The sequence below is a fragment of the Collinsella sp. CLA-JM-H32 genome, assembly GCF_040098165.1.
Classification (GTDB): Bacteria; Actinomycetota; Coriobacteriia; order Coriobacteriales; family Coriobacteriaceae; genus Collinsella.
Genome location: NZ_JBBNMZ010000007.1, coordinates 29,013 through 49,169 on the forward strand (window position 1 = coordinate 29,013; position 20,157 = coordinate 49,169).

The window sequence follows — 20,157 nt, forward strand, 5'->3', positions numbered from 1 at the left end:
TTTGGTATCAGAGGTAACCGCGTGGTTGGAATGGGCCGGCCACGCGGCCCTCACATATACAGGGGGTACTGTAAATGTTCTACACGCTAACCGCTAACCCGGCTGTCGACATGACGGTTTCGAGCTCTCCGCTCGAGCCCGACGAGAACGTCCGCACCGGTTCGGCCAGCTACACGGCTAACGGCAAGGGCCTCGACGTGTCCTTCGCCTTTAAGAAGATGGGCGTCGACACCGTCGCGCTCGGCTTCTTCGCCGGCTTCACGGGTAAGTTCATCGTCGAGGAGGTCATGAACCTGGGTTGCCTCTGCCGCCCGGTCTGGACCGACGGTATCACGCGCATTAACACCTACGTCAACGATGGCCAGCACGAGTACGGCATCCTGAACCCGGGTGCTCCGATCACGCCGCAGCACCAGGAGGAGCTCTACAACATCCTGGACACCGCGGGCGATCTCGAGTGCCTGATCGTTTCCGGCTCCGTGCCTCCCAAAGCTACGCCTGACTTCCTGGCTCAGGTCATGGAGCACGCTCAGGCTCGTGGCGCTGATGTCGTCCTGGACCTGTCCTCCGACAAGCTCAAGGAGCTCGCTCACAAGAAGCCTCTGCTCATCAAGCCGAACCATCACGAGATGAAGGCCATCTTCGGCGTGCCGGTCGACACCGACGACGAGGTCCGCGTTGCCATGAAGATGGCTCACGACGCCGGCGTTCAGAACGTGCTGCTCACCCGTGGTAGCCGCGGCGACGCTTACTTCTCCAACGGCGAGGACATCTGGTACGCCAAGCGTGAGTTCAACATCAAACTGGTCTCTTCCGTCTGCGCCGGCGACTGCACCCTCGCTGCGTTCCTTCACAAGTGGTACAGGGATCGCGACAACGTCGAGGAGGCCATGAAGCTCGCTATGGCCACCGGCGCCAACGTTGCCGAGTCCGTCGGCATCGGCGACTTCGGTCACGTCGACGAGTACAGCAAGCGCGTTGCTGTCCGCAAGCTCGATCGTCAGTAATCGAAACGCGACATATTCGTGCGCATGCGGCGCCCCGGTTTCGGCTGGGGCGCCTTTTTGTTCCGCCACGGGGGAGAGGTGTCCCGCCGTACTTCATCGCTTCCACACCGTTCACCGAGTTGTCCTAGCCTTTTACCGATACGTGGAATATACTTTCATTAACACGTTGCTTCGTGAAAGGAACATTCATGATTTACACGCTCACTGCAAATCCCGCCATTGACTACAACATCGCCTGCGACGGCCTTGCTGCCAACACCGTCACGCGTACTCGCAACGCCGTCTATACGCCCAACGGCAAGGGCCTCAACGTCTCGTTTACGCTTGACCACTACGGTGTCGACACCACGATCCTGGGCTTCTTCGCTGGCTTCTCGGGCGAGTTCATCGTCAAGGGCGCCGAGGCCCTGGGCGTGCCCGTCAAGCCCGTGTGGACCGACGGCATCACGCGCGTCAACGTGTTCCTCAATGCCGGCCCCGACACCGAGTACAACATGGTCAACGCCGGTGCCGCCATCAACGAGGCCAATGAGCAGGAGATGTTTGAGCTCATCGATTCGCTCGATGACATGACCTGCCTGGTAATCAGCGGCTCGCTGCCTCCCAACACTTCCGAGGGCTTCCTGGCCGAGGTTCTGCGCCGCGTCAAGGCCAAGGGTGCCGAGTTCGTTCTCGACATCTCGAGCCATCAGCTGGCAGATCTCATTGCCATGGAGCCGCTGCTGATCAAGCCCAATGACGACGAGTTGCTCGATATCTTTGGCATTAAGGTGAGCGGTGGCGACGATGAGTCCGTCAAGGGCGCTATGGCTGAGCTTCATGCCAAGGGCGCCAAGAACGTGCTGCTGACCCTCGGCGGCGCCGGTGCGTACTTCTCCAACGGTAAGCACATCTGGTTTGCTAACCGCACCTTCGACGTCAAGCTGCTGTCGACGGTGTGTGCCGGCGATTCCTCGCTCGCTGCCTTCCTGTCCGTGTGGCATGACGCCCCCGAGCGCGTCGAGGACGCCCTGCGCCTGTCGATGGCCACCGGTGCCAACGTGGTCGAGTGCCCCGGTTTGGGCGATTTTGCCAAGGTGGACGAATATAAGAAGCACATCGAGGTTCGCCAGGTCTGCTAGCCGCATCGATACATCGTTGCCGAACACCCGCTTTGGATTACCAAGGCGGGTGTTTTTTGCGCGCTGAACATATGTGGTGTCTGCTGTCTCGTTTTATCTAATCAACGACGCGATTGCGTGTGCGCGCTTTCTCGTTTCTTGTTAGACTTCTTGAGAACCATCGATTAACGCTCACAAGAGCAGGAGGCCATAGGCATGTGCAATGTTTCGCTCAACGGTACGCAACCGTCTGATGCGTCCCTACGCGTCCTGCGCGCGCTTGAGGCGGCTGGTCTTGAGGCTTGGTACGTGGGCGGTTGGGTGCGCGACGCCCTGATGGGGTGCCCCAGCCACGATGTTGATATGTGCTGTAGCGGCCTGTGGCAGGAGTCCAAGGCGGCGCTCGAGGCCGCCGGCATCGTGGTTGTGGAGTCGGGCATTAAATTTGGCGGAATCACGGCTATTTCCGATGGCGAGCGTATCGAGGTCACCACGTACCGTCTGGATGGCTTCTATACCGATGGGCGCCATCCTCAGAGCGTCGAGCGCGCCGCCTCGCTCGAGGACGATCTGGCGCGCCGCGACTTTACCGTCAACGCCATGGCCTGGCATCCCGAGCGCGGGCTTGTCGACCGCTACGACGGCCAGGGTGACTTGGAGCGCAAGCTGATTCGCGCTGTCGGCGATCCCAAGCGTCGCTTTAACGAGGACGCCCTGCGCATGCTGCGCGCGGTGCGCTTTGCCTGCCGCCTGGACTTTATGATTGAGCCCGAGACCAAGCGTGCGCTTGCCGAGTGCGCGCCGCTGCTCGATGCCGTAGCGCGCGAGCGTGTGGGTATTGAGCTCGAGGGCATTCTTTCGACCGGTCACGGGGGAGACGCCATGTTGCGCTACCCTGAGCTCATCTGCGCCGCTGTGCCCGAGTTGGCAGCGGGTCGCGGGTTTGATCAGCGAAGTGTCTATCATGCGTTTAACGTCTACGAGCATATCGCCCGTGTGCTGACGGTGGCAGGGGAGCTGGCGCTGTGCGACGGCGTCGCGCCATCGTCGAGCCTTATGTGGGCGGCGTTTTTGCACGATGTCTCCAAGCCCGAGTGCTTTACGGTCGATCACGCCGGCAGCGGACACTTCTACGGTCATCCCGAGCTCGGCGCTAAGAAAGCGCGCGTCATTATGGATCGCCTGGCGCTCTCGCACGACTTGGTGCGTGACGTGTGCCTGCTCATCAAATATCACGACAAGCCGCTGCGCCCCGAGCGCACTTGTCTGCTCAATATGATGCGCGCGCTTTCGGGTGAGGGCGTCGACACGGCCCGCCTGATTGACGAGCTCATGGACCTTAAGCGTGCCGACACACTTGGCAAGGCCCCGTCGTGCTTCTATTACGTTGAGACGATTGAGGAGATGCGCGCGATGGCGCACAAGCTGCTGAAGGCAGGGGAGCCCTATACGCTCAAGATGCTCGCCATCAATGGCGGCGACCTGATCCGTGCCGGAGTCAAGCCCGGGCCGGAACTGGGTCAGCTTCTCAACTCCGCCCTCGACGCCGTGATCGAAGACAACATTCCCAACGAGCGCGAAGCTCTTTTGGTCCAGCTCAACTTGAATTAGCTACCAAGTTTACCTGCGTGTTCCATAACCTGCCGACAATTTTTCGGCAATTTGGAATTTCTTCTTGCGCTGACGTTTTTTGTCCCGTAATATATTTCTTCGCAGCACGGCAGTGCAGATGTCATGTGGCCCGTTCGTCTAGCGGTTTAGGACGCCGCCCTCTCAAGGCGGAGATCACCAGTTCGAATCTGGTACGGGCTACCACTTCTTTTCTGCTGAGGCTTATGGCCCGTTCGTCTAGCGGTTTAGGACGCCGCCCTCTCAAGGCGGAGATCACCAGTTCGAATCTGGTACGGGCTACCACGCATCTGATACCCGGTCTTCCCATGGAAGGTCGGGTTTTTATTTTCATACAGCCCTCTGCAATTCCCGTTTGAACCAGAGCTTTGCGTTCTGCTTATGGCCCTTACGGGTACAATATCCAAGATATTTTGACTGTTAGAAGGAGTCTCATGACGGAGTCCTCTCAGCATACGTCTAAGCCCCAGGTCGAGGTTGAGGCCTCGGGCGGAGATGACAATAAGAGCGCACGCCGCGGCGCCATCTTTATCGGCGTCGTGCTGGTAGGTTATATCGTCTATCTGGTGGTAACTGGGCAGATGGGGCAGTTCTGGGCCGCTATGTCGAGCGTCCAGGTTTCATGGCTCGTTGTCGCGTGTCTTTGCATGTTCATGTACCTGTTCTTTGGCATTGTGGCCTATGCGATCGCCGTCTGGCTCGATCCCAATTCGCCCGTCGGCATCCGCGACCTGATCTCGGTCGAGGCGAGTGGCATCTTCTTTGGCAACCTGACGCCCATGATGATGGGCTCCACCCCGGCTCAGATCTATCGCCTGACCAAGGCCGGCCAAAACGTGGGCGAGGCCGGCGCCACGCAATTCACTCGTTTTATCGTGTACCAGTTTGGCCTGGTCGCCTGGGGCGCTATCCTGCTGCTCGCCCGTATGCCGTTTTTTGCCGAACGCTACGGCGACATGACGCTGCTGTGCGTCTTTAGCTTTGGTGGACACTGCTGCATCTTGCTTGGCATCTTCGCCGTCGCGCTCATGCCTAAGACCGTCACGCGCGTCGCCCATTGCATCATCAATTGGCTCGAGCGCATTGGTGTCTCGGTCACTAAGATCGAGAGTTGGCGTACGTTTGTCGATGGCGAGATCTACTCCTTCTCCGAGAAGTTCAAGCTTTCGGCCGGACATTTTTCTTCCATGCTGCTCACCGTGTTTATCACCATGCTGCAGCTCGCGTTTTTCTATCTGGTTCCGTATTTCCTGATGCTTGCCTTTGGCCACCACGAGGTCGACTTTTTCTCGGTCATGGCCGCGAGCGCCTTTGTCCAGCTGCTGAGCTCTGCGGTTCCCTTGCCCGGTGGAACTGGTGGCGCTGAGGGCGGCTTTGCATTGTTCTTGGGTCATTTCTTTGGGTCGGCTTCGACCGCCGGCTATCTGCTGTGGCGCCTCATTACGTTTATTGCGCCGACCATTTTGGCTGCGCCCCTGCTGGGACTTAAGAGCGCCCACAACGAGAGCATCCATGCGCGCTGGGATCGTGTGATGCGCAAGCTCGGCCGCACGCCTCAGACGCCCTCTGCGCCCACTATGCCGCACCCCACGAATGCTGTTACCGTTGATCCCAAGAAGTGCGCTCAGAAGGCTTCTGGGACCGCTAAGCCGGCTCATAAAGCCTATGTGCGCCAGACAGGCGATGGTATTCGCGTATCTCCGTCGGCACTCAATAAGAAGAAGCATCCCAAGTCGTAGTAGGGCAGTCGTGCGTTCTTCATGATGCGGGGCATATTTGTGCTGTATGGGGGATAATCCTCTTACGTAGATTATCTCTCATCTGTTGATGAATGCTTGCATATCGAAGGGACACGCCCATGGCAACCAGCAAACCGCGTCTTGATCGCCGCATCGTTCGCAGCCGTAATGCCATCCTTTCGGCTTTCGAGCGCCTGCTCATGGAAAAGCCGCTGGCAGACATTACGGTGAGTGCCATCGCGCGCGAGGCCAATGTCGACCGCAAGACCTTTTACGTTCACTTTGGTACGGTTGACGGCCTGCTCGATGCCATTGCCGTCGATGTGGTGGAGATGATTGTCGACTCGGTCGAGAAAACGCTTGCTTCTATGGACGGTGACACCAGCGAGCGCGCTCTTGGCGCGGCGGCGACCTTCTTTAAAACCGTTAATGAGGCACTGTGCAACAACTTAGTGCTCAATCGTCAGCTGATCGAGAATATTCCGCTCGATGATTTCATGGCTCGTCTTCGTGCGCCGCTCGAACATGAGATTGCCGAGCGCGATCTGCTGCCCCAAGGTCTCAAGGACGAGATGTTCGACTACTATCTGGCGTTTTTGCTGTCGGGTATTATCGCTATCTATCGCACGTGGGCGCTGTCTGACGGCTCGGTTCCTATCGAGCGCGTCTCTGAGGTCGCCAACGATCTGACTCTCAATGGTCTGTCGAGTCTGGAATCTCGCTTGGATTAGGCCTAGTTGGGCTCGTCGGCGTGGAAATTCCTGTTCCTGAGGTTCTCCGGCGCCTTGGAGACCTTGCCGGCGTAGGAGCTGTAGCCTGAGGATCCTTAAAAGAAAGTCCAGTTTATCCTTCCCACTCCAATTTTGGAATCCTCCGATGCGCCTTCGCACGCTCGCATGACCTCGATACCATGCGAGCGTGCAAACTCGACGAGCTCTGCGTTGCGGGCGTTTATGGTGCCGAAGGCGGCGGGGCACACGATAAGGCGTGCGCAGTGGACGAGGAGCTCTTTGGCGCGGGCTATGGTTTTATCCCCGATTGGCTCGAAGGCGCGCTCGGCCACGCATTCCGTCGCTAGGTCGCGCGCGAGCTCGCAGTCGATGTCCCCTTCGTGCAGAACGCCCGCGTAGAACGCCTTGCCCTGCCGGATGAGCTGGCGAAACACAGCCGACCCCGTACCTGCGCCAGCGATGACGAACGTGTGCGCATCGCCGTGTGGGCGCCCAATTTCCACGCTGCCGAAGCGCTCGTTGAAGGTGCCATGTTGAAGGCCGTAGAGCTCGCCAATCGTCTCGCGCGTGAATATGTCCTCGGGTGCGCCGGCGCGGAAGACCCGGCCGTCCTTCACGCAAATCACCTTGTCGGCGCTTTTCTGCGCGAGCTCGAGTTCGTGGATGGACATGATGACAGCCACATTCCGCGATTTCGAAAGGTGGCGAAGTATTCGCAGCAGGTCGATCTGGTAGCGGATATCGAGATACGACGTGGGCTCGTCGAGCACGAGCACACGCGGATCCTGCGCGATGGCTCGTGCGAGCATGACGCGCTGGCGTTGCCCGTCGCTTATCTGCATGAAGTCGCGCTCGGCGAGCTCTTCCACATGTGCGGTTTTCATGGCCTCATCGACCCGACTATGGTCGTCGGGCGAGAGTGTGCCCATTCGCCCGGTGTAGGGATGCCTTCCCGCCTCTACGATATCGCGGCAGGTGAGGAGCTCGGTCCGGGGTCGATCTGTCAGCATAACGGCAAGGTTCCTTGCGAACTCCGCCGTCTTCCATCGGGAAATCTCCCGCCCGTCGAGCTCGACCGCGCCGGCAAGCGGTGCCAGATGGCGTGTAATGGTTTTCAAGATGGTCGACTTGCCCGAGCCGTTCGGCCCGATGAGCGCCACGACGTCGCCCGCGCGAACCTCCAGCTCGACGCCTTCGACTACGACCTTCTTGTCGTAGCCCGCCGACAGGTCGCTTATGCGGAAAAGCGGCGCTCCGTCAGCCTGCGTTTTTACCGGGGTTTCGAGGTTCGACTCCCCTCCGAGCGTTTTGGGCCGCGGCACGAATTCCCCCATCTACCTCACCCGCTTCTTCAACATGAGTGCGATAACCACCGGCGCGCCGAAGATGGCGGTGACGGCGCTGATGGAAAGCTCGACGGGGGAAAACAGCGTGCGCGCGATCAAATCGCAGCCCGCGCAGAAGATGGCGCCTCCCAAGAAGCTCGCAGGAATCACTCGGATGGGCTTCGACGACTTCAGCGCCGACTTAACGAGATGCGGAACCGCGATGCCTACGAACGACACCGGACCAGCGAACGCGGTCACGCAGGCGGAGAGCATGCTCGCTAGAAGGACGAGCACCACGCGGAAGCGTGCGACGTTCACGCCGACGCTTTTTGCGTAGGCTTCTCCCAGCTGGAAGGCGGAAAGGGGCTTCGATATCGCGAATACGCATGCGCTCACGGTGATCACCACGACCGCGATGACCGCGACGTCGTCCCAGCTCGAACCCGAGAAGCTACCCAAAGACCAGTTGTGCAGGTTCACGATGGACTGGTCGTCGGCGAAGGTGATGAGGAAGTTCGTCGCCGCCGAGCAGATGTATCCCACCATGACGCCCGCCACGATGAGCATGGCCATGGAACTTATGCGCCGTGCGATGAGGAGCACGAAGCCGATGGTGATAAGCGAGCCCAGAAACGCTGCGACCACCATGGCCGGCGAGGACATGGCCTGGTTCGCGCCCAGAAGTACGATCATCGTAAGCGCGACGACGAACTTTGCGCCCGAGGAGACGCCCAAGATGAACGGGTCGGCGATGGGGTTGTTGAAAAACGTCTGCAGCAGGAACCCGGAGAGGGAAAGCGCCCCGCCGAGAAGCACGGCTGAAAGCACACGCGGCAGGCGAATCTCCCAGATGACTTGGCTTTCCATGGAATTGGCCGCGCCGCCCGAAAGGATGCCGGGGATGTGGTCTGCGGGCACGAGCACGCTCCCGATGCACAGGTTGGCCCCGACGAGCACGATGAGGGCAACGGCGAGCAGCGCCGTCACGACGCGACACCGCGCGGCGCGCCCCGATTCGTCGTATGTCATGAAAAGTCGGCTTCTCATGGTGCTAGCCGAGCTTCCTCAGATAATGGAAGTCGCTCGCGTCATCGCCGGTGAACGCCCCGTGCAGCTCGTCGATAATGTCGGCGGTAGAAGTCATCTGCTGGTACATGTCGGCGCTTGTGACCCAGACGTTGCCGTTCTTCACGGCTTTGAACTGCGACAATAGCGCGTTTTTGCCTACGAAGTCGTTCAAGGTGGCAACCGATTCGTCGATGGTGCCGTTGTAGACGATGATGTCGGCATCCTTCGCCGTCGCGTAGAAGCGCTCCATTTCGAGCGTTACTGACGAACCTGACGTCGACGCCGTCTGCGCGTCATCGAGCGCGTAGTTGCCGCCTGCAAGCTCGATCATCTGCGCCACGTAGTCGCCCGCCCGCCGCGTGACGGCGGCCCCGTTCGAGTTAATGTAGAAATACGCCACGGTTTTACCTGACGACGCGAGCCTCGACGTTTGCTCGACGCGGGCCTTCTGCTCGTTGAACAGGTGCGCGGCCTCGTCTTCCTTGTCGAATAGGACGCCGAAAAGCTTAATCCACTCGACGCGCCCGAGTGCTTCGGGCTCGCTCGACGACTGTTCGGTGAGCACGACGAGCCCGAGCTTCTGCAGCTTTCCCTTCACATCGGGCGTGTGGTTGATCATGGTGTTCTCGATGGCGAGCGTGCAGCCCGAGGCCGATATTCGCTCGTAGTCGGGCGCGCTGTACTTGCCGCCGTAGGCGATCGCCCCACTTTCGAGTGCGCTTTTGAAGCCCGCGACCGAGCAATCGTCGGCCTTCGTGCCCGACATGATGATATTGTCGTTCGCATCGAGCGCGTCGACCAGGCACATCGTCGCCGACGACACGAGGTACACCTTGTCGGCGGGGCGCCTTATGACCGCGATGTCGGAGCTCAACCCATCAGGTACCTTCGCATCTTGCGGCACCACGAGGAAGCGCTCCCCGTTCGAAATGCAGATAAGCCGCAGACCGCCTTCGAACTCGTCGACAGTGAAGTGCTCGGCGTATTCAAGCTGAAGCGTCCCCGTCGGCTTCCAGCCGCAGCCCAAATCGGCGTTGTGGAAGTCGGCCGCGGCGCTTGAAGCCGTTCCCGCAGGGGAGCCGCCGCTTGCTTCGTCGCCCGATTTCTCCTTCATGGTGGATGAGTCGAAGTAGAGCGTGTAGTCGATGGTGTGCGGCGTCGACATGGCGACGGTCTCGGCCGACACGGCGATGTCCTCGTCGAGCGTGACGGGTATCTCGAACGTGGAGTTGCCGCCGTCGTTTACGGGCGCGTAGTCCACGCCGTCGACGGTCATCTTGTCGTAGTTCGAACTCGACCAGGTGATGGTCGCGGTGTAGGTGTCGCCATCCTTCACAATTGTGGTTGGTGAGGCGATGCTTGCACGCCCTGACCCACCGGAAAGCGAGACGCTCACAGTGTATTCCTGAGAGCCCGCCGTGTCACCGGGCGCGTTCGGGCTCGCACTGCACCCCGCGAAAGGAAGCGCGAGCAGGGCGACGAGAACGCAGACAATCGCGCGCGCCGCGATGCTGTGGCGCTTCCTGTTTTCCCCCTTGGGAAGAATCGACCGCATGGCGTTACTTCAGTGCGTCGGCGTGCAGATCGACGCCGGCGGATTCGAACACGAGCGTGCGGTCGTACCACTGCTCTTTTCTAATACTCCACGCGGCGCAGGCGGTGTCCTCGTCGAGCGCTTCAACGGGCACGTCGTAGGTGTACTTGCCTTCCGCGTTTTCCACATAGGGGATGAAGTCGGCCTCGCTCGCGGTGGCAGCCTCGTCACCCGTGCCCATGAAGAGCTTGCCGTAGCCCGTGCCGGAAAGTGTCATCACGCAGTGCATGGAGCCGTTTTCCACGATGAGCTGGGCGTCCACAATCCTGAACATGTTCGAGCTGGAATCTACGGTGATCGGATAGGTGCCGTCGGCCACCTTGTCGGCGGTGATGGGGGCAGCGCTTGCGCCCTCGGGCGCATCGGCCGCCTGTTCGGTCTTTTCCTGGGAATCGGCATCGCTTGCCTTTGCACTGTCGATTGAATTTCCGCCGCAGCCGGCGAGCGAGAACGCGAAAAGCGCCGCCGACAGGGCGAAGGCGAGGGTTTTCTTCAACATGGAGGGGTTCCTTTCAATCGCTTCGACCGCCCGCGCCGTGCGGTGGGCGGGCGGGATGCGAATGCAACGAGCATGCACCGTCAGTTGGGGAAGGCGCATGCCCGTTGCACGGGGACGCGACCGGCGCCCCCGTGCGCGGCGAGTTTACAGCTTGGCGATGGCGTCGTCCACGTGCGAGACGTAGATGTCGTCGACCGCGACGTTCTGTCCCAGACCCTGGAGCAGGCACGTCACTTCGAAGCCGGCGGCCACGAACTTCGCAGCCCAGCTGTCGGGGTCGGTCTCGTCTGCCATGTCGTTGTTCGCGTGGTCGCCCGCGACCACCATGAACGGCGCGAGCACGGCCTTCTTGTAGCCTGCGGCGCTCGCGGCGGCGATAACATCCTCGCAGGTCGGTTCAGCCTCGACGGTACCGACGAAGAACTGCGTCAAGCCCTCGTTCTTAAACACTTCCTGCATCTTGGCATAGTCGGCGTTGGAATCGGCTTCGGTGCCGTGGCCCATGAGGCACAGCGCCGTCTTGCCGTCGTCGAAGGACGCCATGTTCTCCTTAATGGCCGCGGCCACCTTCTTGTAGTCGTCGTCGGAGGTGAGCAGCGGGTCGCCGAGCGAGATTTTGTCGAACTTGTCGGCGTACTTGTCGAGCTCGTCTTTCACGTCGGTGTATTCCAGGCCACCCATGAGATGCGTCGGCTGCACGACGATTTCCTTCACGCCGTCTTTCACGCAGCGGTCGAGCGCCTCGGTCATGTTGTCGATCGTGATGCCGTCGCGCTTCTTCAGCTTGTCGATGATGATCTGCGCGGTGAAGGCGCGGCGGATGTCGTAGTCCTGCCAGTACTTCTCGCGGATAGCGTCTTCGATGGCGCCGATGGTGATGTGGCGCGAGTCGTTGTAGCTCGTGCCGAAGCTCGTGACGAGGATGACCGGCTTCACGGCCTTCTCCTTTTCACTCGATTTCTCGGAACTCGCGGAGGTGTTGGAGCAGCCCGCGAGCGCGACTCCGGCGAGCGCGACGGCTCCGGTTGCTGCGGCGCCCATGAAGCCGCGGCGTGACATCTGGTCGGACATGGTTTTTCCTTTCCTCGGTTTGCCGGTCCCCCGGCGACAGTTGCTTGTCGGCACAAGCGAAAGAAAAGCGCACCCCTCGGGGTTCACAAGGAGCTAACGCCACGGCGATGCCGTGAGGAAAAGGCGAAGCAGTCTGGCTTGGGGCGCGAGGCGGTTCGCCCGCGCGTCCTATACAGTAATGTCCCTTGCCCAGGATTCCCACCTGGTTCCCTCCGCAAGCCAGCGCGGGCTGTGCGGGCGCCGCGCCGGTCATTTCCTTTTATCCGATTGTCATATGCTCGTTGCCGAAACTTTTACTATGATAGTGGGCACTTGTGAACGTGTCAAAGCCAGGGCGGGCGGCATTGCGGCTCCTGCCTGCGTATTTGCGCCGATTGTCGCCGCAGGCGCCGTGTTTTGCCCGCTGCGCGAATGGCGGCGTAAACAGTTGCGATGAGAAACGGGAAGGGAAGGCTCGGATGATTCATATCGTTGGCGCAGGCTCGGGCGCCGCCGACCTTATCACGCTGCGCGGGGCGCGTCTTCTGCGCGCGGCCGACGTGGTCGTTTGGGCGGGGAGCCTTGTGAACCCCGAGCTGCTCGCCGAGTGCAAGGAATCCTGCGTCGTCTACGACAGCGCGCACATGACCTTGGAGGAAGTGCTCGACGTGATGTGCGCGGCGGATGCGCGGGGCGAGGAAGTTGTGCGCCTGCACACGGGCGACCCGTGCCTGTACGGCGCCATCCAGGAGCAGATGGACGCGCTCGACGCGCGCGGCGTGGACTACGAGGTGGTGCCCGGCGTATCGAGCTTTTGCGGTGCCGCGGCGGCACTTCGCCAGGAATACACGCTGCCGGGAATCAGCCAGTCGGTCGTGATCACGCGGCTTTCCGGACGCACTCCCATGCCCGCGGGCGAGGGCATGCGCACCATGGCGGAAAGCGGCTCGACCATGGTCATCTTCCTGAGCTCGGGTATGCTCGCCGAGCTTTCCGCCGAGCTTTTGGCCGCGGGCCGCAGCTCCGACGAGCCGGCGGCGCTCGTGTACAAGGCGACCTGGCCTGAGGAGCGCGTGGTGCGATGCACAGTGGGCACGCTCGCTGATGCGGGCGCGCGAGAGGGCATCGACCGCACGGCGCTCGTGGTGGTGGGCCGCGTGCTCGGAGCTCGCGGCGGGCTTGCGCACAACGGCGCGCAAGCGGAGTCGTACGAGCGCAGCAAGCTTTACGACCCTTCTTTTGCCACGGGATATCGGAAGGCGAGCAGCTAGCGTGGCCTTCGAGCACTATATATATACCGGGACGACCCGCCTGCGCTGCGGTTACACCACGGGGAGCTGCGCCGCGCTCGCGGCGAAGGCGGCCTGCGAGATGCTCTTGTCACGAAAGCCCGTCGGCCTCGTTTCGATCGTCACCCCCGGTGGGCTGCCCGTCGAGGCGAACGTGGTCGACGCATGCATCGGCGAGGGGTGCGCCCAGTGCGCCGTGCGAAAGGACGCAGGCGACGATGCCGATGTGACCGACGGCGTGCTCGTGTACGCGCGCGTGGAACATGCGGGTTCGGGCACGGGTGCTGCGGGCAGCAAGGACGTGCCCGCGCACGAATCGGAAGTTTCCGTCGATGGCGGCGTGGGCGTGGGGCGCGTGACGTTGCCCGGGCTCGAGCAGCCGGTGGGGGCGGCCGCCATCAACGCGACGCCGCGCGCGATGATCACTTCGGCGGTGCGCGAGGTGTGTGCCGCGCACGGCTTTTCTGGAAATATTGCTGTGACGATTTCGGTACCCGAGGGTGTTGCCCTTGCCGAAAAGACCTTTAACCCGCACCTGGGGATAGAGGACGGCATCTCCATCCTGGGTACGACGGGCATCGTCGAGCCGCGCAGTCTCGCTGCCTTGCGCGACAGCATCGAGCTCGAGATCCGGCAGCATGCGGCTATGGGGCGGCGCGGAGTCGTGCTCACGCCTGGCAACTACGGCGGGCAGTTCATCTCGGGGCATTTTCACCTAAACGGTGCGCCGGTGGTCTTCATCTCCAACTTTGTGGGCGATGCGATTGATTGCTGCGTTCGCGAGGGATTCACCAATGTCCTTCTTGTGGGACACATCGGCAAGCTGGTGAAGGTCGCTGGCGGCATCATGGACACCCATTCGCGTACTGCCGACTGCCGCGCGGAGATTCTGGCCGCCCACGCGGCCTTGGCCGGCGCGGGCGCGAAGACCGTGCGCGAGATCATGTCGTCGGTCACGACCACGGCGGCGCTCGAGGTAATCGAGGCCGCCGGCGTGGGGGACGCTGCGCGCGCCTCGCTCGCTGCGGCAATCGAGGACAGGTTGCGCCGCCGCGCGGCGGGCGCATGCGACATCGCCGCGGTCGTGTTCGACGCCGAGCGCCGCGAGCTTTTCCGCACGTCGGGCGCCGAAGCAGTTATCGGGGAATTGGGGGCGACGTATGAGTAAAGGCGTGCTGTATGGGGTGGGCCGCGCAATCGGCTGGCCAGGGACGAAGGTGGTCATGAAGGCGCGCCGTTCGCTTGCGGACACGAAGCGCATCCTTCGCGAGGAGGGCGCCTTCGACGGTGCCGAGCTCGTAGAGGACTGTGGGCTTCCGGGCGAGCGCGTGTACCGCTCGCTCGACGATGTGCCCGATCGGGGCAGCTACTTCTCGACGATGGTGGTGCGCTAGATGAGGGTTTCCTGTATAGCGTTCACTGAGAGGGGGTATGCGTTGGCGGTGCGCACCGCACGCGCGCTTTCCGATTGCGCGCAGACAGGTGACGATGACCCTGGCTGGGACGTTTCCGTTTCGCGCGGGTTCGGCGAGGGGAAGGCCGACCTGCGCGCATGGACGGCGCTCGCGTGGGAAGCGTCGGACGCGCTTCTGTTCGTGGGCGCGGCGGGCATCGCCGTGCGGGCGATCGCGCCGCATGTCGCCTCGAAGGTAAACGATCCCGCGGTTGTGGCGATCGACGAGGCGGGGCGCTTTGCCGTCCCGCTTTTGTCGGGGCATTTGGGCGGTGCGAACGAGCTTGCGCAAACTGTGGCACGCGCGGCAGGGGCCATCCCCGTCATCACCACGGCGACCGACGTCCGCGGCGTGTGGGCGGTGGATACGTGGGCGCGCTGTGCGGGGCTCCCCGTTTCGAATCCCGAGGCCATCAAGCGAGTGTCGGCGCGGCTGCTTTCTGGCGGGCGCGTGGCGCTCTATTCCGACATGCCGATTTCGGGACAACCGCCTGAGGGAGTTGACATTGCGTCCGACCGCGCTCGGGCCGATATCGTCGTGTCGCCGTTTGCTGGCGCGAATGAAGGTGCGTCCGTTCGCGTGGCGGAGACAACGGGCAAGGTCGTGCCCGCCGGTGAGACGGGGAAGCCGGCGGGCGTGCGGGCGCAGGCGCCTGCGCCCGAGCCGCTTCGCCTTGTCGTGCCCTGCATCGTTGCGGGCATAGGGTGCCGTCGCGGTGCGTGCGCCGAAGCGATCGAGGAGGCGTTTCTTCTCGCGTGCGGGCAGGCGGGTATCTCGCTTTCGGCCGTGCGCAAGGCGGCGACGATTGACGTGAAGGCGCACGAGGAGGGTCTGCTCGCCTTCTGCCGCGCGCGCAATATTCCGCTTGCGACGTATTCCGCAGATGAGTTGTCGCAAGTCGAAGGCAGCGTTTCGCCATCTGATTTCGTGCGCGCGACGGTGGGGGTTGACAACGTGTGCGAGCGCGCGGCGCTCGCGGACGGGGGCAAACTTATCTTCCCGAAGCTCGCTCATGGCGGCGTGACCGTCGCGTTTTCCAAGGTAACTATCGAACTTTCGTTTAAGGAGCGGTGATGGGAAAGCTCTTCGTGGTGGGGATCGGCCCGGGCGGCCCCGACGGCATGACGATTGCGGCCCGGCGCGCGCTCGAGGCGGCCGACATCGTTGTGGGGTACACGAAATACGTGGAGCTCGCGCTCGCCGCCGTGCCCGACGCGGCGCATCTCGCGACGCCGATGATGCACGAGGTCGAACGGTGCCGCCTGGCGCTTTCGCGCGCGCAGAGCGGAGAAGCCGTGGCGCTCGTGTGCAGCGGTGACGCGGGCGTGTACGGCATGGCGAGCCCCGTGCTGGAGCTTGCGGAGGACTACCCCGATGTAGACGTGGAAGTTATCGCCGGGGCCACCGCGGCTCAGAGCGGGTCGGCGGTGCTCGGCGCCCCGCTTGCCCACGACTTCGCGGTCGTGTCGCTCTCCGACCTGCTCACGCCGTGGGAGGTCATCGAGCGCAGGCTCGCCGCCGTGGCGAGCGCCGACTTCTGCATCTGTTTGTACAACCCGCGCAGCAGAAAGCGCGCCGACAGGCTCTCACGCGCGGCGAAGATTATGCTCGAATGGAAGGCCCCCGACACGCTCTGCGGCTGGGTACGCAACATCGGGCGCGAGGGGCAGCAGTCGGGCATGTGCAGGCTCTCCGAGCTGGGGGAGATCGACGCCGACATGTTCACCACCGTGTTCGTCGGCAACGCGGACACGAAGCTCGTAGGCGGCCGTATGGTCACGCCGCGCGGGTATCGGGAGATTCCATGCGAAAGGTAACGATCATCGGGGCGGGGCCCGGAAACCCCGACTTGCTCTCGCGCGCGGCGCTCGACGCGATCGACATCGCCGATGTGGTCATCGGCGCTCATCGCGCGCTTGCCGGCATCGACGTGCCGCCCGACGTGGTGAGATGCGAGCTCGTGAAGACGGCGGACATCGTCGCCGCGCTCACCGATGCGGCGTCGTGGCAGCGCGCCGTGGTCGTGATGACGGGCGATGTGGGGCTGTTCAGCGGCGCGCGCCGCCTGGTGGAGGCGCTCTCCGGCAACGCGCAGGTGGACGTGCGCGTCATTCCCGGCATAAGCTCAGCGTCGTATCTCGCCGCGCGCCTCGCGCGTCCATGGCAGGATTGGCGCTTTGCGAGCGCTCACGGCGTGGCGTGCGACATCGTGGCCGAGGCCGAGCGCGCAGGTGAGCTCTTCCTCGTCACGTCGGGCGGGGAAGACCCCTCGCGGCTTTCCGGCGAGCTTGTGCAGGCGGGCTTCGGGGACGCGCGCGTGACGGTGGCCGAGCGCCTGTCGTACCCCGACGAGCGCATCATCTGTGCGACCGCAAGTGAAATCGCAGGTCAGACGTTCGACGACTTGAACGTGATGCTTATCGAGCCCGCAGGCGGCGCCGGGTCGCCTGCGGGCTCTAGCGCAGCCTCCGAGGCGCCGGCCGGCGCGTCTGCGCCCGCGGCGACTTCTTCCGTGGTGGACTCTGCGGGCGCATCCCGCGCCGCGAGCTCCCGCTGGCCGTACGCTTCCTCGGGCATTCCCGACGAGCTCTTCATCCGCGGTGACGTTCCCATGACCAAGCAGGAGGTGCGAGCCGTCGCGCTCGCGAAGCTGCGCCTTACCGCGACCGACACCGTGTGGGACGTCGGCGCCGGCACGGGGAGCGTGTCGATCGAGGCGGCGCTCGTCGCGCGAGCGGGGTCGGTATGGGCGGTCGAGCGCAACGCGACCGGCGTGCGGCTCATCCGAGAGAACGCGGATGCATTCGGGTGCGGCAACGTGTATGCGGTCCCCGGCGTCGCTCCCGAAGCGCTCGCGAAACTGCCCGTCCCCGACGCCGTGTTCGTCGGCGGGAGCGCGGGCGAGCTTCCCTCCATCGTGGAGGCGGCGCTCGAGAAGAATTCGCAGGTTCGCCTGTGTGTGCCATGCGTCACCATTGAGACACTCACTGAGGCGTGCGCGCTCCTCTCGGGTTCGCGCTTTAAGGGGTTCGAGGCGTGCCAGTTGTCGGCCGCCCGTGCCGAGGCTGTAGGCTCGCATCATCTTATGAAGGCGCAAAACCCCGTGTTCCTCGTCAGCGCGCGTGGTGCAGGTGGGGAAGGCGGTGCCCGGTGAGCACGTCCATCCCGCGCTTCATGGTCGCTGCGCCCTCGAGCGGGAGCGGCAAGACGGTCGTAACGTGTGCGCTCCTGCGCGCGCTCGCGCGCCGCGGCCTTGCATGCGCGGCCTTCAAATGCGGCCCCGACTACATTGACCCGCTCTTTCATCGCCGCGTCGTGGGTGCGCGCTCGGGCAACTTGGACGGTTTCTTCACCGACTCCCCGACGCTGCGCGCCCTACTCGCACGCGGCGCCGCGGGCGCGGATGTCGCGGTGCTCGAGGGGGTCATGGGCTTCTACGACGGCATGGCGCCCGGCGTGGCCGACGCGAGCAGCTACCAGGTTGCGCGCGACACGGAAACGCCGGTCGTTTTAGTGGTGAACGGGCGCGGGGCGTCTTTATCGCTCGCCGCCGTAATCCGCGGCATCGCCGAGTTCCTGCCTTGTGCGAACGTGCGCGGCGTCGTGCTGAACAAGACGAGCGCCGCTGCCTGCGCCTACGCGAAGCCTGCGATCGAGAAGCACACGGGCGTCGCGGTTTTGGGTAATATCCCCGCCGACGAGGCGTTCTTGCTCGAAAGCCGGCATCTGGGGCTTGTGACCGCCGACGAAGTCAAGCAGCTCTCCGCGCGCATCGACAAGATGGCCGAGCTGGTGGAAAAGAGCGTCGACGTCGACCGCTTGCTCGAAATAGCGGCGACGGCACCCGATATCCGCGAGGAACCATACCGGTTGGAGCCGATCGCGGGAGCGCGGCCCATCGTCGCCGTCGCGCGTGACGAGGCGTTCTCGTTCTACTACGAGGAGAACCTGCGCGCGCTCGAGGACCTGGGTTGCGAGCTGGCCTTTTTCAGCCCTCTGTGTGATAGCGAGTTGCCCCGGGGGACAAGCGCCCTCTATCTGGGGGGCGGCTACCCGGAGCTCCATGCGCGGCAGCTCTTCGAGAACGCGCCGATGCGCGAGGCGGTGCGGCGCGCGGTGGAATCCGGCATGCCGACGGTCGCCGAATGCGGTGGGTTTCTGTATCTGCAGCGCGAAATCGCCGATAGCGAGGGGCGGCGCTGGCCTGTTGCGGGCGCCCTTGAGGGCGCAAGCGAGAACGGGGGAAGGCTGTCCCATTTCGGGTACGTGGAGCTCACTTCTCAACGCGACGGGCTCTACGGGCCGCGCGGCACACGCATCCGCGCGCACGAGTTCCACTACTGGCAGTCCACCTGCCCGGGCGGCGACTTTTGGGCGCAGAAGCCCCGGCGCGACAAGGGCTGGCCGTGCATGACGACCACCCCGTCCCTGGTTGCGGGCTTCCCGCATGTGTACTATCCTGCGAACCCCGACGTTGCGCGCGCGTTCGCGTCTGCCGCAGCGTCGTTCGCAGAGAGGAGACGGCATGGCTGAAGCAACCGAAACCGCGCTTGCCTGCATCCGCGAGGAAGTCGAGCGCGCGTTCTCGTCGGCGCCGGGCGCCGTGCTCGAAGCCGCGCTCTCCCGGATCGCGCCCGCAGACGAGTGCGCCCGCGCCGCCGCGTACGCCGCGTGGGACTCCATCGCGCACCCCTTGGGGGGATTGGGCGACTTTGAAGACGCCGTCGCGTGTATCGCCGCAGCTCAGGGGAGCGCCGAGGTGGCCGAGTTTCCCCGTGCGCTCGCGGTATTCTTCTCCGACAATGGGGTCGTTGCCGAAGGCGTGTCGCAAAGCGGACAAGACGTGACGCGAGCCGTCGCGCGCAACATGTGCGAGGGGGCCACGAGTGCCTGCCGCATGGCGGCGTTCGCGGGTGCCGAGGTCGTGCCCGTCGACGTGGGTATGGCCCGGGGCATAGAAGACGCGCGCATGGTGCTCGCGAACGTGCGGCGGGGGAGCGGTAATATCGCGCACGGTTCCGCTATGTCTCGCGATGGGGCCGTGCGCGCGATCGAAGTCGGAATCGCCGTCGCGTGCGGGTTTGCCCGCGCCGGCGTGCGCCTTCTCGCCGCGGGCGAGATGGGCATCGGCAACACGACCACCTCGGCGGCGGTGGCCGCAGTGCTCCTCCGGGCGGACGCACGGAGCCTCGTCGGGCGCGGCGCGGGGCTCTCGGACGCCTCGTTCGCGCGCAAGCGCGACGTGGTCGAGCGCGCTATCGATGCGAACTCGCCCGATCCCGCCGACCCGATCGACGTGCTCTCGAAGGTGGGCGGCTTCGACATCGCGGCGATGTGCGGTTTCTACCTGGGGGCCGCTGCCTCGAAGGCGCCGGCGCTCCTCGACGGGGTCATATCCTGCACGGCGGCCCTGTGCGCAGCGCGCCTGTGCCCCAACGCCTTGGGCTACCTCGTGGGCACCCACGCATCAAGTGAACCCGCAAGCCAGGAGCTCCTTCGCGAGCTCGGCATAAAGGCACCCCTCGACGCAGGCATGCACTTGGGCGAGGGCGCGGGCGCCATGGCGTATCTGCCCCTTCTGGATTCTGCGCTGCGCGTGTACCGGGATGGGAAGACGTTCACGGCGACTGGCATGGCTGCTTACGAGCATTTCGAGGCTGGGAAATGAC

Annotated in this window: 18 protein-coding genes and 2 tRNA genes; 15 read left to right on the forward strand and 5 right to left on the reverse strand. The window is 63.5% G+C overall.

Going from position 1 to position 20,157, the window contains the following annotated elements; all coding sequences use genetic code 11:
* Positions 1 to 74: 74 nt before the first annotated feature.
* From AAA021_RS05515 to AAA021_RS05545, 7 genes are all read left to right on the forward strand, one after another.
* Positions 75 to 1,007, forward strand: a complete 933-nt coding sequence (locus AAA021_RS05515) for a 1-phosphofructokinase family hexose kinase (protein ID WP_006233969.1) — start codon at positions 75 to 77, stop codon at positions 1,005 to 1,007.
* A 188-nt stretch (positions 1,008 to 1,195) separates the two neighbouring features.
* Positions 1,196 to 2,128: a 1-phosphofructokinase gene (locus AAA021_RS05520; RefSeq protein WP_195361479.1), complete on the forward strand. Its 933-nt coding sequence runs from the start codon at positions 1,196 to 1,198 to the stop codon at positions 2,126 to 2,128.
* 195 nt (positions 2,129 to 2,323) lie between these two features.
* Positions 2,324 to 3,718 (forward strand): HD domain-containing protein, encoded by a 1,395-nt coding sequence (locus tag AAA021_RS05525; RefSeq protein ID WP_349088328.1) that lies wholly within the window; start codon positions 2,324 to 2,326, stop codon positions 3,716 to 3,718.
* A gap of 127 nt (positions 3,719 to 3,845) precedes the next feature.
* Positions 3,846 to 3,922, forward strand: a tRNA-Glu gene (locus AAA021_RS05530).
* A gap of 22 nt (positions 3,923 to 3,944) precedes the next feature.
* A tRNA-Glu gene (locus AAA021_RS05535) sits at positions 3,945 to 4,021 on the forward strand.
* Between the two features lie 149 nt (positions 4,022 to 4,170).
* On the forward strand, positions 4,171 to 5,475 hold the full coding sequence (locus AAA021_RS05540) for a lysylphosphatidylglycerol synthase transmembrane domain-containing protein (RefSeq protein ID WP_349088330.1): 1,305 nt from the start codon (positions 4,171 to 4,173) through the stop codon (positions 5,473 to 5,475).
* Between the two features lie 119 nt (positions 5,476 to 5,594).
* Positions 5,595 to 6,206 (forward strand): TetR/AcrR family transcriptional regulator, encoded by a 612-nt coding sequence (locus AAA021_RS05545; RefSeq protein ID WP_349088332.1) that lies wholly within the window; start codon positions 5,595 to 5,597, stop codon positions 6,204 to 6,206.
* Between the two features lie 95 nt (positions 6,207 to 6,301).
* On the opposite strand, the gene AAA021_RS05550 is transcribed toward AAA021_RS05545, so the two are convergent.
* The 5 genes from AAA021_RS05550 to AAA021_RS05570 all read right to left on the reverse strand — a co-directional run bounded on the left by AAA021_RS05550 (position 6,302) and on the right by AAA021_RS05570 (position 11,766).
* Positions 6,302 to 7,540, reverse strand: coding sequence for an ABC transporter ATP-binding protein (locus AAA021_RS05550; protein ID WP_349088334.1), 1,239 nt, complete (start codon positions 7,538 to 7,540; stop codon positions 6,302 to 6,304).
* Positions 7,541 to 8,563: an iron ABC transporter permease gene (locus AAA021_RS05555; protein WP_349088335.1), complete on the reverse strand. Its 1,023-nt coding sequence runs from the start codon at positions 8,561 to 8,563 to the stop codon at positions 7,541 to 7,543. It lies immediately after the preceding gene.
* Positions 8,564 to 8,585: 22 nt separating this feature from the next.
* Entirely contained in the window at positions 8,586 to 10,157 is a 1,572-nt protein-coding gene (locus AAA021_RS05560; protein ID WP_349088337.1) for an ABC transporter substrate-binding protein, read from the reverse strand.
* Between the two features lie 4 nt (positions 10,158 to 10,161).
* The gene (locus AAA021_RS05565; RefSeq protein WP_349088339.1) at positions 10,162 to 10,695 is read right to left on the reverse strand and encodes a hypothetical protein; all 534 of its coding nucleotides are present in this window, start codon (positions 10,693 to 10,695) and stop codon (positions 10,162 to 10,164) included.
* Positions 10,696 to 10,839: 144 nt separating this feature from the next.
* A complete protein-coding gene (locus tag AAA021_RS05570) occupies positions 10,840 to 11,766 on the reverse strand; it encodes a sirohydrochlorin cobaltochelatase (RefSeq protein ID WP_349088340.1) in 927 nt (308 codons plus the stop codon).
* Between the two features lie 458 nt (positions 11,767 to 12,224).
* Between AAA021_RS05570 and cobM the strand changes: the two genes are divergently transcribed.
* The 8 genes from cobM to AAA021_RS05610 are packed head-to-tail and all read left to right on the forward strand — an operon-like array spanning position 12,225 to position 20,156.
* Complete coding sequence (cobM, locus tag AAA021_RS05575; protein ID WP_089571784.1) at positions 12,225 to 13,016, forward strand: precorrin-4 C(11)-methyltransferase; 792 nt, start codon at positions 12,225 to 12,227, stop codon at positions 13,014 to 13,016.
* 1 nt (position 13,017) lies between these two features.
* Complete coding sequence (gene cbiD / locus AAA021_RS05580; protein ID WP_271738064.1) at positions 13,018 to 14,202, forward strand: cobalt-precorrin-5B (C(1))-methyltransferase CbiD; 1,185 nt, start codon at positions 13,018 to 13,020, stop codon at positions 14,200 to 14,202.
* A complete protein-coding gene (locus AAA021_RS05585; protein ID WP_195503385.1) occupies positions 14,195 to 14,428 on the forward strand; it encodes a hypothetical protein in 234 nt (77 codons plus the stop codon). The genes cbiD and AAA021_RS05585 overlap by 8 nt, the downstream gene beginning before the upstream one ends.
* Entirely contained in the window at positions 14,429 to 15,562 is a 1,134-nt protein-coding gene (locus tag AAA021_RS05590) for a cobalamin biosynthesis protein (protein ID WP_349088342.1), read from the forward strand. It abuts the gene before it with no gap.
* Positions 15,562 to 16,305 carry a precorrin-3B C(17)-methyltransferase gene (cobJ, locus tag AAA021_RS05595; protein ID WP_117769633.1) on the forward strand — a complete coding sequence of 248 codons (744 nt, stop codon included), beginning with the start codon at positions 15,562 to 15,564 and terminating at the stop codon, positions 16,303 to 16,305. The genes AAA021_RS05590 and cobJ overlap by 1 nt, the downstream gene beginning before the upstream one ends.
* Positions 16,293 to 17,642 carry a precorrin-6y C5,15-methyltransferase (decarboxylating) subunit CbiE gene (cbiE, locus tag AAA021_RS05600; protein ID WP_349088343.1) on the forward strand — a complete coding sequence of 450 codons (1,350 nt, stop codon included), beginning with the start codon at positions 16,293 to 16,295 and terminating at the stop codon, positions 17,640 to 17,642. The genes cobJ and cbiE overlap by 13 nt, the downstream gene beginning before the upstream one ends.
* A complete protein-coding gene (locus AAA021_RS05605) occupies positions 17,639 to 19,021 on the forward strand; it encodes a cobyrinate a,c-diamide synthase (protein ID WP_349088345.1) in 1,383 nt (460 codons plus the stop codon). The genes cbiE and AAA021_RS05605 overlap by 4 nt, the downstream gene beginning before the upstream one ends.
* Entirely contained in the window at positions 19,014 to 20,156 is a 1,143-nt protein-coding gene (locus tag AAA021_RS05610; RefSeq protein ID WP_349088347.1) for a nicotinate-nucleotide--dimethylbenzimidazole phosphoribosyltransferase, read from the forward strand. The genes AAA021_RS05605 and AAA021_RS05610 overlap by 8 nt, the downstream gene beginning before the upstream one ends.
* Position 20,157: the final 1 nt, after the last annotated feature.